Raw genomic sequence first — 15,892 nt, 5'->3', positions numbered from 1 at the left:
TAGTCGGCGCGCGCTGTGAGCGCTAGTCTTAGAGCTATGAAAATTGCACGTTTATCTCTTGCGCAGGGCCCACGTTTTGCGGTCCTTGACGAAGCCAGTCATTCCTACCATGTTCTCGCTGATGATCCGATTTACGCTGGATTCAAAACGACCGGGCAAACCGTTGCCCTTGATGAGGCGCAGCTCGTTTCCCCAATGATCCCGCGATCAAAAGTCGCTGGCGTGGGGGATAATTACAATATTGGCGAGCATCGCCCTGATCCACATGCCATGCCGCCAGTGTTCATAAAACCAAATACCGCTGTGATTGGTCCCGATGTTCCGATCGTCATGCCGCATTGGGCCAGCGAACTGCGGCATGAGGCCGAACTCGCTGTCATCATTTCGCGTATGTGCAAGGACGTCCCAGTGGAGCGCGCCGAGGAAGTAATTTTCGGCTACACCGTCGCGAATGATATTGCTGCGGTTTTCACCTCCGGGGATGCACCCTGGGCGCCGATAAAAGGGTTTGATTCTGCCTGCCCGCTTGGCCCGGTAATGGTAACAGATCTTAATGTTGACGATTTGCAGGTTTCTTTATCGGTAAACGGGGAAGAACGCGGGCGCGGCACAACTGCAGATCTAGTGCGCCCAGTGCCGGAGCTGATCGCAATGTTGTCCAGCTTCTTCACCTTGCTGCCAGGAGACGTCATCCTCACTGGTGTTCCCTTTGCTGCGGTGGCTGCGGGCCCAGGTGAGGAAGTAGTATGCGAGGTCGAAGGGATTGGCCAGCTCCGTAACCCGATTGTTGGTGACGAGGAATAGCGCCTGTGGCTAATGCGTGAGCGCGCATAGGGTTGTGCGCACGAGAAAATACGCGCAATAGCTAATCTTGGCAGATACCCTGCCAGGCCTTGGTTGATTCGAGTGCCTAGCTCACCAACATGCTGGAGGCGGATTCCGGAGAGAAACTAGAGGGCGGTACCATATTAATAATGGCGCCGCCCTCTAAATGTGCTTAAGCCAGTGGTGCTAAGGCGTGAGCGATCTGCTCAATTGCTTGACGAACAATATGGCGCGGAGTAGCTAAAACACAGCGAGCAAACTGGCGGTGACCACACCCGCAGGCAGCCCCTGGAGTGAGCGCAACTCCAGCGTTATCCCTCAGCCATTGAGAGATACACGTCTGCGAATCATTGGGAATAAGCCCTGCCTCAATAGCTTCAGAGAAATCAAACCAGGCGATGTATGTGCCTTCAATATGGTGCATTGCCATACCGGGGATCTGAGCGACAGCTTGCTCAACCTCATCGCGATTGCCTCGGATGTAGTCGATAACATCAGCGAGCCATTCTTCGGATTCGGTGTATGCTGCTACGGCGGCTGCTGATCCTATCGTTGACGTAACGTTTTGTGCCCAGGAAAGCCCTGGTTCGAGTCGTGCGCTGACTTGTGGCGTCGCAAGAAGCTGGGCGCATTTTAATCCGGGGATATTCCATCCTTTTGAAGCAGCGAGCGCAGTCACGCTATGTGCCGCTGCCGCCGCGCTGACCTGCGAATAGGTTATATGTGGTCGGTCGAGCGCCAAGGGGGCGTGAATCTCGTCAGAAAACACGTAGGCGTGTGGGTATTGACTGACGAGATCGGCGATAGCAACAAGCTCTTCACGTTCTAGAACTCGCCCAGTTGGGTTCCACGGGTTGACGAGGATAAGTAGCTGAGCGCCTGCTTCGAATGCTTGCGCGATTCCCGCTAAATCAATGGTGTAACGCCCATTAACGGCGGGGGAGGGCACGGAAATGAGCTCGCGCCCCATTTGCGGGATAAGGTCACAGAAAGCCATGTAGCTCGGTGTGGGCAAGATGACAGGGCTTCCTGGATCGGTCAATGCGTCAATGACGAAATGCGCGGAAGAAACGACGTCGGGCACAGCAAAGATATGAGCGGGATCTGGATGGAATCCCGTGGCGCGCCCGAGCCACTGGGCGGTGGCCTCCTGTAATGCGACTTTTGCGGCGGTAGAACGGTATCCAATGCCGGTGCTGTGTGCGTAGCGATGCAGCACGCGCTGGATGGGTTCAGCTACTCCGAAATCCATTTCCGCAACAAACATCCCTAGATGTTGCGGAAATGCACTCCACTTGAGTGATCCGGCAGCACGAAGATCGTCAATACTCACGTCATCAAACTTCATGTTCCTTACATTAGCGGAGTAACCTAGAGATGCTATGACAAAGAATATCCGTGTTCGATTCTGCCCGTCACCCACTGGGACCCCGCATGTGGGGATGGTGCGCACATGTTTGTTTAACTGGGCATATGCCCGTCACACCGGAGGAACGTTCGTATTCCGTATTGAAGATACGGATGCGGCACGCGACTCTCAAGAATCCTACGATCAGATCATTGATTCCCTGAACTGGCTGGGTTTGACCTGGGATGAAGGCGCTGAAATTGGTGGACCGCACGGTCCATATCGTCAATCTGAACGGATGGATATTTATCGTGACGTTGCCGCCAAACTCTTAGCGGCAGGATACGCTTACGAATCATTTACCACGCCGGAGGAAACTGAAGCACGTCATCGTGCCGCTGGGCGCGATCCCAAGTTAGGGTATGACGGCTTTGATCGGGATTTAACTGAGGAACAAAAAGCTGCTTACCGAGCAGAAGGGCGGGAGCCGGTACTGCGGATTCGGATGCCGGATGAAGATATTACCTTTGATGATCTGGTGCGCGGTCCAATCACCTTCAAAGCTGGATCTGTGCCAGATTACGTCATTATGCGTGCTAATGGGCAGCCATTATATACGCTGACGAATCCAGTTGACGATGCTCTCATGGAGATTACGCATGTGTTGCGAGGGGAAGATTTGCTTTCCTCCACTCCGCGTCAAGTCGTGTTGTATCGGGCATTGATGGATATTGGTATTGCGAAATATATGCCGCTCTTCGGGCATCTGCCGTATGTGATGGGCGAAGGAAATAAGAAGCTCTCCAAGCGAGATCCGGAATCCAACTTGCTCCTTCATCGTGATCGGGGAATGATCCCGGAAGGATTGCTGAACTATTTGGGCTTGCTGGGATGGTCAATTGCGCCAGATCGTGATGTATTCTCTCGGGAGGAAATGGCCCAAGCCTTTGACGTCGCAGACGTCAATCCCAATCCGGCCCGTTTTGACGATAAGAAGTGTGTAGCGATCAATGCAGAGCATATTCGCCGTCTTGATCCTGCCGATTTACGTAATCGTCTAGTGCCGTTCCTGTATCGTGAGGGTCTTGTGGCTGCGTCGGAATACGAGCAGCTTGATGGGCATACGCAAACCATTTTGGATGCCGCAGCTGCGTTGGTGCAAACCCGGGTGCAGCTTCTAGGTGAAGCGCCAGAATTGATGGGGTTCTTGTTCCGCTCGGCCGATGAGATCACCTATAACGATAAGGCGATTGGGAAACTGCGTGAATCAGCCGATCAGGTGTTGGCGCAAGCCGCGCAGGCATTTGAAACGCTAACGGATTTCACTCCAGATGCGATCAAGGATGCAGTAGATACCCAGGTGTGTGCTGCGTTAGAGCTAAAGCCGCGCTTGGCGTATATGCCATTGTTCGTCGCAGTAACGGGGACGAACGTATCTTTGCCAGTTGTCGATTCTATGGCAATTCTTGGGAAAGAAGAGACGCTATATCGGATTCAGCGCCTGCGCCAGGAACTGGCTTCGAGGTCGGAGGATGCATAGAACTAACTGGCAGTTCAGTGGCGTGAGTTCCTTCACCTGCGCGGAGTTTGCGTTAGTGCGGGCGGGTGCGTATGATAGTTTTTCGTTGCGCTCCTGCAGGTGAACGCCCAAGGAGTAGCGCCATATTGGGGTATGGTGTAATTGGCAGCACGAGTGATTCTGGTTCATTTAGTCTAGGTTCGAGTCCTGGTACCCCAGCGAAGTGGGAACACTTCATTGGCCCCGTTCGTCTAGCGGCCTAGGACGTCGCCCTCTCACGGCGGTAACACCGGTTCAAATCCGGTACGGGGTACAACTAATCCCCTCGGTGATTCCGAGGGGATTTTTGTTGCTGGGATTAAATTTTACCCGCGCAAATGTGGGTTATAGGACGCGAGGTGTTGCTGTTTTTCGGGTTTTTCGTTGTTCTGGTGCGGGAAAGTCGGTGTGTTAGTTGGTGGTGGTCAACTAACTGGTTGGACAGAATGTGTTGTTGATGTCTCGGGTTTTTGGTGTTGTGACAGGGGAAAATGGGTGTTGTAGTTGGTGTTTGTGAAGGGTTTGGCAGTCTGTGGTGAATGACGAGTGTGAAGTGCCTGGTGTGTGGGTGTGGGATGACTCGACATGGTAAAACATCAGCAGGCAATCAGCGGTGGCGGTGTCGGGCGTGTGGTATGAGCCAGGTTCGTCATATTGATGCCACCGCGAAGCATTTGTCAGAGTTTTTGGCCTGGCTACTGAGTAATCAACGACAGATTGATATGCCTGGCCAGGGCAGGTCCTTTCGACGCCGATGTTCTCGGTTATGGAAGATCTGGCCCTTAGCACCTGTGATTGACGAGGTTCATGAGGTGGTCTTTGTTGACGGGATCCATCTGGGTCGGCGGGTTGTGGTCCTGATTGCTCAAAGTCCAACCCATATCCTGGGATGGTATGTCGCTAGGCGGGAAACCTCACAGGCCTGGAAAGCCCTCATAGACAGGATTATGACTCGACGCCTGGCGGCATAGAAAAAGGAACAAGGAATTAACAAATCAACGAGCAACAGAAAATGTCCTATAACTCTGTCTGTACCGCCACCTCCAACCCATGACCTCCACCCCAACCCGTGCCACAAGACTTGGGACTAACCCACAAGCAACACAATTTGTCCTATAACCCCAAGGCGCGCAGAAGGTCACACTGATCGGGCTTTGCATAGTGAGTATTCCTGTGTATTGTTAGTTCCCGATGACGATGAATTAATCGTTCTCGCCCCGTTCGTCTAGCGGCCTAGGACGTCGCCCTCTCACGGCGGTAACACCGGTTCAAATCCGGTACGGGGTACAAAGTGGGGTCGCCCAGATATTTTATCTGGGCGACCACTAGTTTTTATTCGACGTATCGGGCGATACCTGGCTTAGCCTGTCTGCGCGGATCTATGAGACACACGCTCTACCAGTGCGCTTCGAGGATTTCGCCACGATTTTGCCTCAGGCTTCTAGCCCGCGCTTGCGCATAAGAGCTGCGGCATGTGGATCACGCCCGCGAACTGCGCGGAAGGATTCCATAGGATCGCGAGTATTGCCGCGTTCCAGAATCTCCCGTCGGACGATAGCGCCAGCTTCTCGGTTTAAGCCGCCATCGCCATCGCGAGCGCCTTCCGTCTTAAACCATTCCTCGATTTCAGATACCAGCACATCTGCCCATAAATAGGCGTAGTAGGCTGCCGCATATCCACCAGCAAATGTGTGGGAAAAGTAGGCGGAACGGTAGCGCGGCGGAACTAAATCAGTGTCGATACCGTAGTGAGCCAAGGCGTGTTTCTCAAAGGCGGCAATATCGGTAATGGCCTGGTCAGGAGTGATCCGATGCCAGGCATGGTCAAGCAGCGCGGCGGAAACGAATTCGGTGGTGGCGAAGGCCTGACCAAAAGTGATTGAGGCATTCAAGGTATCCACTAAATCCTTTGGTAACGGCTCGCCAGTCTGATAATGCACTGCATAGGAAGCCATCACTTGTGGATGATATGCCCACATCTCATTAAGCTGCGAGGGGAGTTCCACAAAGTCGCGGGGGACTCGCGCTCCGGAGAGGCTACGATAGGTGGCTTTTGATAGCAGGCCGTGGAGTGCGTGGCCGAATTCGTGGAAAACAGTAATGACGTTATCCCAGGTCAGCAGGCACGGCTGAGACGGGTCCTCCGGCTGGGTGAAATTCGCATTGTTAAAGATCAGGGGCAGAGTTCCATCATGGGAGGAGAAACCATGAATACCGGACATCCATGCGCCGCCAGCCTTTCCAGGACGGCGGAAATAATCTGCTTGGAACAGACCAATAGGCTTCCCGTCGGCGTCGGATACTTCCCAGGTGCGCATAGAATCGACATATCCCGGAATATCTGTGCGTTCAGTGAAGCTCAGCCCGTAAAGCTGGTGAGCTGCGAAGAAAATGCCTTTCTCCACAACATTATCCAAGGCGAGATAGGGGCGCAGTGCGGCATCGTCTAGCCCTAATTCGGCACGCATTTTCTCCTGATAGAACATGACGTCTGCAGGGCGAATCTGCTGCCTATCTGCATCCGCAAGTTCCTGCATACGGGGTAGTTCTCGGTTGAAAGCGGCAACGGAACGACGGGCGACGTCACTCAATAGCTTCTCGATGGCATCGGCATCCTTTGCCACGGATTCATCAGCCGTTATTTGCGCAAAGAAAGGATAGCCCAGGAGCCGTGCGCGCTGGGCACGTAGCTGCACAATATCGAGAACAATCTGGCGAGTATCAGAGCTGGCATGAGCACCTAAACCGCGAGTGATAGAAGCTGTGAACAGTCTCTCTCGGCTTTGCGGATCTTTTAGCTGAGTGAGGAGCATCTGATTCGTGAAGTTGTCTAAGGCAAAACGGTAATTGCCTTCAGCGTTTCGCGCTGCATTTAACTGATCCTCAGCCAAGCCGGCACACTCAGATTCAGTGAATACGACAGCGTGATCGTCCATCGCTTTGATAGCCCGCTGGCTGAATTCCACGTGTAGTGCGGCTAATTGGGCATCGATGTCTCGCAGGGTTTCTTTATCAGCCTCGCTGAGTTGCACACCGCTGCGCGTATAGGTCTCTAATAGCTCAGTAACGAGGCGCGCTGATTCCCCGTCAAGCTCATCAAGGTCAATATCTGAGAGGCGATCATAAATCCGCTTATCGAGCCAGAACTTCGTATTGTGCGTATTTAAGAGGGCGGAGACGTCAGCTTCGATACGTTCGTATTCTTCACCGCCGATAGAGGACATAAGCGTCCAGGAGAAGCTGAGGACGTAGTCAGATAGCCGAGCAGCATCCTCGAGCGCGAGAGCAGTGTTCTGGAATGTTGCAGGTTGCGGGCAGGTGGCGATCTGCTCCCATGCCTCTTCCTCTTGCGTGAAAGCTGCCTGGACGGCAGGCACAATATGCTCTGGTCGGATAGCTGGCCAATCTGGTGAGCTGTACGGGCGGTCAGATGGCGTCAAAATAGGGTTATCACATGTCATGTTCCTAGTCTACGTGGAACGCACGCACAGAAGATAACGGCAGATGTTCACGGCTGCGTAAGAGCGCGTCCGGTTAGAAAAACACATAAGACAAAAATACGAATGCGAGGTATATTATCTCTCCCTGCGTCATGGAGAAAGGTAGTGTCCTTATGGATTTGCTGATTGCGCTTATCCCACCGTTGTTCTTCGGGCCATTAGGCGTGATGTTGGCATTAATCGGTGGAACAGTTCGCCAGCAGACTATCGGGGAGATGTGTGGGGCACTCATTGTTGCGCTGTGTGCTCTGCCGTTTTTATCCCCGCACTTGACGCTAATAACCTTCCTCGTTCCTTTCCTTGGCGGGATGACTTGCGCTTTGGGGATATTCATGCAGTTGTACTCGTTCCGAGTGGTCGGAGTATCCCGCACTATGCCAATTTCCACGGGATTACAGCTCATCATTATGGCGCTATCCGGAGTACTGATTTTCCATGAGTGGAATCAAACCTTGGCGCGTATCTTGGGTGTTATCGGATTGGGAGTCATCGTCGCTGGGATTATCCTGACTTCTTATACTGACGGCACAGATCGCCGTAGTGATCCTGGCGAGGTATCGGCTTCTTCGCGCTCGGCTGGGGCATCGGCGAAAACTGTAGATGTGGCGAGTATGCGTCGGGGAATGTTGATTAATGTAATATCGTCCGTTTTCCTCTGTGGATACATGGTGTGGATCCGGATGTACGACATCGGCTATCACGATTTCATTGTGCCACTTGCGTTAGGGCTGACTGTCGGTGGGTTCGTTGTTGCTGGAATCTTTCGCGATGGGCAGCCGTTGTGGAATCGAACGACTTTGCGCTTGCTCATCCCCGGGATTCTCTTTGGCTGCGGCGTCTTTTCTGTGCAGATCACGAATTCAATAGTCGGGGTGGCTACGGGTTTTACCTTCTCGCAGCTCGGAGTGATTATTTCGGTTGCTGGAGGAATTTTGTGGTTAGGAGAGACGAAGAGCCGCCGCGAATTGCGTGCTGCCATCCTTGGGGTGGCGCTAGTGATTCTTGGTGCGGCAATAATCGGATACACCAAAACTATGGGCTGATATTCCTGAAACGAAAGCGCTGCAGGTGATTCGCAATAGAGATAATGCGTTGCCCCTGGCGCACTACCTCCTCGGCTGGTGTTTGCTGGATTGGATGGCGTCGATTTTTTGAGCTGCTGCCCGTGAGGGGGAAAAAAAGACGGCATAGGGGGAGGGAGGAATGTGTGAGCGCCACAGGCGCGGTAAATAGCGCAAGTGGAAATACTCGCTGTATCTCCTCGCTGATATGCGTAGTCAGTATCCGGATAGGAGTGATTAACCGATTGTGACGGGTTCGCAATCGCGAGAGTGCCCAACCTGTGGTGCGTGCCATATTGGTAAGCGAGTGATCTCCTGGGCAAGCTCAACGAGGTGAGGTCGGTCCTCGTCAGCATCGATGCCGGTAAATTGCCCAAGAATGAGTCCGACCGCATTATCAAATAGACCCGCCATAGAAAGCTGCTGGAAATAGCTGGCAGCATGTTCCAAACCGCCACCGAGTGACTCGCATATAACAAGCCGCTCGTCGCTGGTGGGCAGATATGGCGTGCCAACCAGCTTTGCAAGACACCGTAGATGCCCACCGATGATCGGGACATCAGGCAATTCATGCTCACCGAGAATATGCGGACGAATTCGTTGTCCGGCAAGGATGCGACTCACATCGCCTTGTGGGCGCTCAAGCATGGCGCGTGGCGACCACAGCACAGCCTGCTGTTGAGTGCGCGTGACAATAGCATTAACGATTGTCGTCAGATCGGAATATCCGACGAAGGGTTTAGGGTGTTGCGCGATAGTATCCCAATCCAGGAGCGGCAAAATTTCGTTGGCGAGATCCCCGCCGGAAATATCGAGGATGACGTCAATATCAGGATCGGCGAATAACTCATTGAGGATCTGCGCACGGATTCGTGGCGCAATTCGCCACAAGCGCCCAGCGTGAGTGCGGTATTCCTGGCCGATAGTTCTATCCAAAAATCGGGTATCAAGCTCGTGTCCATCTGCGCTAAGGCGGGCGATGAACGCTTCGTGATATTCCTCGAAATATGCATGTGGAGGATTAGAACATCCCATGATTGCGCATCGTGCCATGCTCGTACCTTTCAACAGTAGGTAGCAAATAGGGAAAGATTTTTGGGGAAGGGCCAGACGGGGAACAAGGTTTGCGTGCCGGAAAGTGTGCGATCAGGAAAGGGCGGCGATGAGTGGACGAGCGACGTCTCGCCAGCGCCAGTGTTCATCTACCCACTTCATGCCGGCAGCTCCCATCGCTTTAGCTCGCTCTGGATCGTCAAGGAAGTAGATAAGTGCTGAGGAGATAGCTGCAACGCTATCCCCGTGAACGACAAGCCCTGTTGTGCGGTTCTGCACTGCTTCGGGCGCGCCCCCGGAATCTCCGGCCAGTACGGGTAGACCAGCAGCATAGGCCTCTAAATACACAATGCCTAGCCCTTCGATATCTAACCCGCCACCGCGCGTTCGGCAGGGCATAGCAAAAATATCACCCAGACTGTAATGCGCCGGCAGCTCGGCATAGGGGACTTCGCCAGTGAAAATAATGGCGTCACGCGCCGGTGAGCGCTGCGCTAATTCGTGGAGTTTTGCGGCGTAGGGGCCTTTCCCGACGATGACTAGCCGAGCGCGTGGATGCGCAGCGATAACGCTCGGCCAGGCAGCAATGAGGCGATCTTGCCCCTTGCGTTCGACAAGTCGGGAGATACATACGATGACGGGTGCGTCTTCGCTCAGCCCGTAACGCTGGCGTAGCTGGGTACGTGCGGCCAGATCCGGGGCGAACGCGTCGGGATCTATTGCCCCGTGTAGTTGCATAGTTGGGGTGTCACCAAAGAATGGACGGAGGCGCGTATATGTTGCGTTGGTGAGATAGGTGACCAGATCAGCGTCATGAAATATTTTGCGCAGCATGGCACGTGCGCCAGGGATCATTGACCATCCGATTTCATGCCCGTGTGTGGTGGCGATGACCTTGTGTGCTCCTGCGCGATGTGCTGCTGAGGCAAGTAGCCCTAGCGGTGCCGCCGCGCCGAACCATACGTTGTCAATATGATGCTCGGTAATTAATTGGCACATGGTGCGCCGCACATGTGGGGTGGGAAGCATCATCTGCCGCGGGTAGCGCACGACCTGATAATCCACTCCAGAATCGTATTGCGCGGCGAGTTCTTGACCACTGGCCTGTGGGGTATCTGGCGGGGTGGAGGCATAAACGATCAGTTGACGGGGATCTAGCTCGCCAACGAATCCTTCGAGAAAGGTTTGAATTCCTCCGGCTCGGGGCGGGAAATCGTTAGTGACGAGCAGTGTTTTCTTCATAGCCTCAAGTTTAGTGTGCGCTCGCTCTGGTGTGGTTATACCGTCTCTGTGCGTTTGAGAACGTCTGAGAGCCGGTTTGCGGCGGTGACGATAGCGGAGGCGTGTTGCCGTCCCGGATGTAATCCCATTCGCTCAATGGGCCCAGAAATAGATACTGCAGCGATGACTCGACCTGAGGGACCTCGCACTGGTGCAGAAATGGACGCAACCCCAGGCTCGCGTTCGGCAATGGATTGTGCCCAGCCGCGCCGTCGTACTGCGGAGAGGATAGTTGCCGTGAATTCTGCTCCGTGTAGTCCGCGGTGGAGTTTATCGGGCTCTTCCCAGGCGAGTAAGACTTGAGCACCTGATCCAGCCAACATGGATAGCGTTGCTCCGACGGGGATGGAGTTGCGCAACCCGGAAGTGCGATCTGCTGCAGCGACGCATACACGCATTTCGCCTTGGCGGCGATAGAGTTGGGCGGATTCTCCAGTGTGATCTCGCAGCGCGGTGAGCACTGGGGTGGCGGCAGCGAGCAGGCGATCCTCACCGGCGGCGGTGGAGAGCTCGGCGAGCCGTGGACCGAGGGCGAAACGCCCCTGCATATCGCGAGAAACGAGACGATGGTGTTCGAGAGCAACAGCAAGCCGGTGTGCAGTGGGGCGTGCTAGGTGAGTGGCGGTTACTAATTGGGCAAGATTCAGTGGCCCAGCCTCGAGGGCGTTGAGTATGAGCGTGGCCTTATCTAGGACTCCCACGCCGCTTCCTTGACGATCGTCCATGAATTGATATTGCCATCTCAGAAATTGAGACGCAACCCGAGGAGTGTGGTTCTCGTCTACGGTTAGTATGCATTGATCCGATATTGCCGAGCTATGAGAGCGCAAACTGGAATATTGGGGCATAGACAGCAACGAGAATTACCGCAATATAGCGCGAAAAACTGAAATGAGGAGACTATGAGCGGGACGCTAGCCGAGAAAGTCTGGGCGGATCATATTGTTCGTCGCGGTGAAAACGGCCAGCCCGATTTGCTATACATTGATCTCCACCTGCTTCATGAAGTTACAAGTCCACAAGCATTTGAAGGATTGCGGTTAGTAGGGCGTAGGGTGCGTCGCCCGGATTTGACGATCGCAACCGAAGATCACAATACGCCCACCATGCATATTGATAAGCCGATTGCGGATCCAATCTCCCGACGCCAGATTGAAACGCTGCGCCGTAACGCGCAGGAATTCGGAATTCGGCTCCATTCCCTTGGCGATAAAGAACAAGGAATTGTGCATGTTATGGGGCCGCAACTGGGATTAACTCAGCCAGGAATGACGATCGTTTGCGGAGATTCGCACACCTCTACACACGGCGCATTTGGTGCCTTAGCATTCGGAATCGGGACTTCTCAGGTAGAACACGTTTTAGCCACCCAAACCGTTGCGATGATGCCCTTGAAAACGATGGCAATTAACATCAATGGGGCTTTGCCATCGGGAACGACGGCAAAGGATATTATTTTGGCGATCATTGCCAAAATTGGAACAAACGGTGGGCAAGGGTACGTCCTGGAATATCGCGGCGAAGCGATCCGGTCGCTATCCATGGAAGCGCGAATGACGATATGTAATATGTCGATTGAGGCAGGTGCGCGTGCTGGCATGATTGCCCCGGATGAGACGACCTTTGCCTATATGAAAGGGCGTCCACATGCCCCTACCGGTGATGATTGGGATAGTGCCTGTGCCTACTGGTCAACGCTATGTTCAGATCCTGACGCAGTATTCGATCGCGAAGTTGATCTCGATGCCCGTGATCTAGAGCCATACGTGACCTGGGGGACGAATCCAGGTCAGGGAGTTCCTATCTCTGGGCGAGTTCCTGATCCGGCAGATATGACTGACGAAAATGAGCGGGTGGCGGCTGAGCGCGCATTACAGTACATGGATTTACAGCCAGGAACTCCCATGCGCGATATTGCCATTGACACCGTGTTTATTGGATCGTGCACGAATGGGCGTATCGAAGATCTCCGCGCTGCTGCTCGCATTATGCAAGGGCGAGTGAAAGCGCCTGGCGTGCAGGTCATGATCGTTCCAGGATCAGCTAGAGTGCGCCTCCAAGCAGAAGCTGAGGGGCTAGATCAAATTTTTGAAGATTTTGGGGCGCAGTGGCGGCATGCTGGATGTTCCATGTGTCTAGGAATGAATCCCGATCAGCTCGGTCCGGGCCAGCGAGCGGCATCGACGTCAAACCGGAATTTTGAGGGGCGGCAAGGTAAAGGAAGTCGAACTCACCTCGTCTCTCCGCTCGTTGCAGCGGCCAGTGCGGTGTGCGGGCATCTTGCTACGCCAGCCGACCTGGAATCAGGTGCGTTGGACTCGGTATCCTGCGCGTGGGCATCGACGGTTTCCGATAGCGGAAATAAGTCAGATGAGCTGGACCGTGACTGCGCGAGCGGCAATCAGGAGGAGTAAACGTCATGGAAGCATTTATGGAACACACCGGCGTCGGCGTGCCTCTGCGTCGCTCAAACGTTGATACGGATCAGATCATTCCTGCAGTATTTCTTAAGCGCGTTACCCGCACTGGATTCGAGGACGCATTGTTTTATGCGTGGCGTTCAGACCCGCAGTTCGTCCTAAACCGCGCGGACTATCAGGGCGGATCAGTTTTGGTTGCCGGTCCTGATTTTGGGACGGGATCCTCGCGAGAGCATGCCGTCTGGGCGTTGCGCGACTACGGTTTCCGGGTAGTGCTCAGTGCGCGTTTTGCCGATATTTTCCGTGGAAATGCGGGTAAGCAGGGGCTTTTGGCTGGAGTGGTTGCCCAACAAGATATTGAGCAACTGTGGAAAATCCTTGAGACAAATCCGGGAACGCCGGTGATGGTTAATCTTGTTGATCGCACGGTACATGCGCAAGGTTTTATGTGCCCCTTTGAGATTGATGATTATACGCGCTGGATGCTGATGGAAGGCTTGGACGAGATTGGCATTACCTTGCGCGAGGAAGCACGGATTTCGCAATACGAGCGCTCGCGTCCGGCATTTAAGCCCGGCACAACGCCAGTGGAATAGCCCCTCAAACCGCCTAATACGTCTGGAATAGGGGATTAGCCGCCTGATGTATCTGCGCTATTTGCTCCCGTGAATATGGCGCATACGTTAGACCGCCGTTAGACCACGCAGCAGCATAGGTATTCCATCGTGCTATGCGTCGGCACAATCGGCGGGTGGTTTATCGCCAATGAGGTATGCCGGGATACGTTCTGCCCCTCGAACACGCGCAAGAATCCGAGGATCGATAGGGCAGCCGCGGCGCAATACTGAGAAGCTGCCATTTGGTTCGAGGATGACGGTACCGATCTCGTCATCGTTGCGCACCCCAGCTAGGCGTAAGGCCATCCATAAATCATCTTCTGAAATATGTGCCGCTCGAAGCTCCTCGCGAAAAATCTCAGTACCGGCCATAACAACAATCGGGGGATTGCTGATTAGTGAATCCCCGCGCGGCGATAACCGCAACAAACTGAGCAAGGCTCTCATCGAAAACAGCGTCAGCAGTGCCACTAAACCGCCCGTCAGGGTTGGGGTGAGCCCGAGGGTAGCTCGACCCGCTATTGCTCCGACGATAATAATGGCAGCCATATCGTAGGTTGATAGATTGGCAGACACTCGTTGGCCGAGCATTCGCAGCAACAGCAATAAGAACATATACATGACGACTGTGCCCACGACGATACCGGCTGCTTGCTCCCAGCTTAATGTCAGTAGCTCACCAAAACTTAAGGTGTCGATTGAAGTCATAGCTCTATCATGGCACTACCGCGGCACGCTAACACCTTTCCTGCCCGCGCGGTGCGCAGCTCGCGGCACAAGAAAGACACTTCGCAAAATTGCCGATACACTGACAAGCAGTAAGGAGGGATCGTCGTGGGAATCTTACAGGTACGTGGTGGGCGACCGCTCAATGGGACGATTCGGGTACGCGGGGCAAAGAACCTAGTATCCAAGGCAATGGTTGCGGCGTTATTAACCGAAGAAACGTCGGTATTGCGTAACGTTCCGCTTATTCGTGATGTTGATGTTGTCTCCGAACTGTTGCGGTTGCACGGCGCCGAGGTGGATTACGATCAAGACGCTGGCACGGTGCGTATTACTCCGGGGCAGCTACATCTGCCCGATCCAGGGCAAGTGGACGCCCTGGCAGGCTCCTCGCGTATCCCTATTTTGTTTTGTGGCCCACTGCTCCATCGCCTCGGTGAAGCATTTATCCCGGATTTAGGTGGATGCCATATTGGGGATCGGCCGGTGGATTTCCACCTGCAGGTTCTCGAAGATTTCGGGGCACAGCGCGATGCTCAAGAGCTTGGGTTGCACTTAGTTGCTCCGCAGGGTCTTGTCGCTCGTAAAGTACATTTGCCGTATCCCTCCGTCGGGGCAACTGAGCAGACCTTGCTTGCGGCAGTACGCGCTCGCGGTATTACGGAGCTAACGGGGGCTGCCGTCGAACCAGAGATTATGGATCTTATTGCCATTTTGCAGAAGATGGGCGCGCTCATTACCGTCGATACCGATCGGACGATACATATTGAAGGCGTCGCGCGGTTAAATGGCTACACTCATACTGCCTTGCCGGACCGCATCGAAGCTGGTTCCTGGGCGTGTGCCGCGTTGGCTACAGGTGGCGATATTACCGTCGTTGGCGCGAAGCAGGATTCGATGATGAATTTCTTAAACGTCTACCGCAAGGTTGGCGGGCAATTCGAGATCACCGACGAGGCTATCCGCTTTTGGCATCCGGGGACTCCGCTGACTTCTTTGCCATTAGAAACTGACGTTCATCCAGGTTTTATGACGGATTGGCAGCAGCCAATGGTGGTGGCGTTGACTCAAGCTGAGGGGGTTTCCGTCGTTCATGAAACCGTCTACGAGAATCGGTTCGGCTTTACCAAAGCTTTGAATCAGATGGGCGCGCGCATCCAGGTGTATCGGGAGTGCCTCGGTTCGAAAAAGTGCCGGTTTGGTTTGCAGAATTTTTATCATTCTGCGGTTATTCAAGGGCCAACCCCGCTGCATGGAGCAGATATTGAGGTGCCAGATTTGCGAGGCGGTTTCTCTCATCTGATTGCCGCTCTGGCTGCTTCGGGGGAGTCGCGAGTTAGCGGTATTGACATTATCAACCGCGGATATGAGCACTTTATGCAAAAACTTGCGGCACTTAATGCGGATGTGACTCGCCTTAGCTAGTGAGATAATGCCTGCGGCAGGCGGTCGCGTGTGAGGTGTGCCTGCCGCAGGTGGCCCGCACCAGGTTATGCCTGCGTG

At 54.1% G+C, this 15,892-nt stretch carries 13 protein-coding genes and 3 tRNA genes; 10 read left to right on the top strand and 6 right to left on the bottom strand.

The window, feature by feature from the left end; all coding sequences use genetic code 11:
- Positions 1 to 36: 36 nt before the first annotated feature.
- Entirely contained in the window at positions 37 to 804 is a 768-nt protein-coding gene (locus tag ACLHIJ_RS04395; protein WP_411296813.1) for a fumarylacetoacetate hydrolase family protein, read from the top strand.
- Positions 805 to 997: 193 nt separating this feature from the next.
- Here the strand turns inward: ACLHIJ_RS04395 and ACLHIJ_RS04390 are convergent, their stop codons facing one another.
- Positions 998 to 2,173, bottom strand: a complete 1,176-nt coding sequence (locus tag ACLHIJ_RS04390; protein ID WP_411298542.1) for a MalY/PatB family protein — start codon at positions 2,171 to 2,173, stop codon at positions 998 to 1,000.
- A 34-nt stretch (positions 2,174 to 2,207) separates the two neighbouring features.
- Between ACLHIJ_RS04390 and gltX the strand changes: the two genes are divergently transcribed.
- The 5 genes from gltX (at position 2,208) to ACLHIJ_RS04365 (ending at position 5,018) form a co-directional block, all read left to right on the top strand.
- On the top strand, positions 2,208 to 3,713 hold the full coding sequence (gltX, locus tag ACLHIJ_RS04385; RefSeq protein WP_411296815.1) for a glutamate--tRNA ligase: 1,506 nt from the start codon (positions 2,208 to 2,210) through the stop codon (positions 3,711 to 3,713).
- Between the two features lie 126 nt (positions 3,714 to 3,839).
- A tRNA-Gln gene (locus ACLHIJ_RS04380) sits at positions 3,840 to 3,911 on the top strand.
- Positions 3,912 to 3,932: 21 nt separating this feature from the next.
- Positions 3,933 to 4,005, top strand: a tRNA-Glu gene (locus tag ACLHIJ_RS04375).
- 265 nt (positions 4,006 to 4,270) lie between these two features.
- Positions 4,271 to 4,702, top strand: coding sequence for a hypothetical protein (locus ACLHIJ_RS04370; RefSeq protein WP_411298540.1), 432 nt, complete (start codon positions 4,271 to 4,273; stop codon positions 4,700 to 4,702).
- 243 nt (positions 4,703 to 4,945) lie between these two features.
- Positions 4,946 to 5,018 (top strand) — tRNA-Glu (locus tag ACLHIJ_RS04365).
- Between the two features lie 146 nt (positions 5,019 to 5,164).
- Here the strand turns inward: ACLHIJ_RS04365 and ACLHIJ_RS04360 are convergent.
- On the bottom strand, positions 5,165 to 7,192 hold the full coding sequence (locus tag ACLHIJ_RS04360; protein ID WP_411298539.1) for a M3 family metallopeptidase: 2,028 nt from the start codon (positions 7,190 to 7,192) through the stop codon (positions 5,165 to 5,167).
- Between the two features lie 131 nt (positions 7,193 to 7,323).
- Here ACLHIJ_RS04360 and ACLHIJ_RS04355 point away from each other — a divergent pair, with 131 nt between their 5' ends.
- On the top strand, positions 7,324 to 8,274 hold the full coding sequence (locus tag ACLHIJ_RS04355; protein ID WP_411296818.1) for a GRP family sugar transporter: 951 nt from the start codon (positions 7,324 to 7,326) through the stop codon (positions 8,272 to 8,274).
- Between the two features lie 255 nt (positions 8,275 to 8,529).
- Here ACLHIJ_RS04355 and ACLHIJ_RS04350 read toward each other — a convergent pair whose 3' ends face one another.
- The 3 genes from ACLHIJ_RS04350 to ACLHIJ_RS04340 all read right to left on the bottom strand — a co-directional run bounded on the left by ACLHIJ_RS04350 (position 8,530) and on the right by ACLHIJ_RS04340 (position 11,351).
- Complete coding sequence (locus ACLHIJ_RS04350; RefSeq protein WP_411296819.1) at positions 8,530 to 9,345, bottom strand: LD-carboxypeptidase; 816 nt, start codon at positions 9,343 to 9,345, stop codon at positions 8,530 to 8,532.
- A 93-nt stretch (positions 9,346 to 9,438) separates the two neighbouring features.
- Positions 9,439 to 10,587 (bottom strand): glycosyltransferase family 4 protein, encoded by a 1,149-nt coding sequence (locus ACLHIJ_RS04345; protein ID WP_411298538.1) that lies wholly within the window; start codon positions 10,585 to 10,587, stop codon positions 9,439 to 9,441.
- Positions 10,588 to 10,622: 35 nt separating this feature from the next.
- Positions 10,623 to 11,351: an IclR family transcriptional regulator gene (locus ACLHIJ_RS04340; protein WP_411296821.1), complete on the bottom strand. Its 729-nt coding sequence runs from the start codon at positions 11,349 to 11,351 to the stop codon at positions 10,623 to 10,625.
- A gap of 177 nt (positions 11,352 to 11,528) precedes the next feature.
- On the opposite strand from ACLHIJ_RS04340, the gene leuC reads away from it, so the two are divergent.
- Together leuC and leuD are read left to right on the top strand one after the other, a co-directional pair.
- Entirely contained in the window at positions 11,529 to 13,040 is a 1,512-nt protein-coding gene (gene leuC, locus ACLHIJ_RS04335; RefSeq protein ID WP_411298537.1) for a 3-isopropylmalate dehydratase large subunit, read from the top strand.
- 5 nt (positions 13,041 to 13,045) lie between these two features.
- Positions 13,046 to 13,642 carry a 3-isopropylmalate dehydratase small subunit gene (leuD, locus tag ACLHIJ_RS04330; RefSeq protein WP_411298536.1) on the top strand — a complete coding sequence of 199 codons (597 nt, stop codon included), beginning with the start codon at positions 13,046 to 13,048 and terminating at the stop codon, positions 13,640 to 13,642.
- Positions 13,643 to 13,774: 132 nt separating this feature from the next.
- Here the strand turns inward: leuD and ACLHIJ_RS04325 are convergent, their stop codons facing one another.
- Positions 13,775 to 14,371, bottom strand: a complete 597-nt coding sequence (locus ACLHIJ_RS04325; protein ID WP_411296824.1) for a DUF421 domain-containing protein — start codon at positions 14,369 to 14,371, stop codon at positions 13,775 to 13,777.
- A 120-nt stretch (positions 14,372 to 14,491) separates the two neighbouring features.
- Here ACLHIJ_RS04325 and murA point away from each other — a divergent pair, with 120 nt between their 5' ends.
- Entirely contained in the window at positions 14,492 to 15,814 is a 1,323-nt protein-coding gene (murA, locus tag ACLHIJ_RS04320) for a UDP-N-acetylglucosamine 1-carboxyvinyltransferase (RefSeq protein WP_411298589.1), read from the top strand.
- The last annotated feature ends 78 nt before the right edge of the window (positions 15,815 to 15,892 follow it).

Origin of the sequence: Trueperella sp. LYQ141, from assembly GCF_046599555.1 — a bacterium.
GTDB lineage: Bacteria > Actinomycetota > Actinomycetes > Actinomycetales > Actinomycetaceae > Trueperella.
This window is presented reverse-complemented; position numbering and strand designations above follow the sequence as displayed.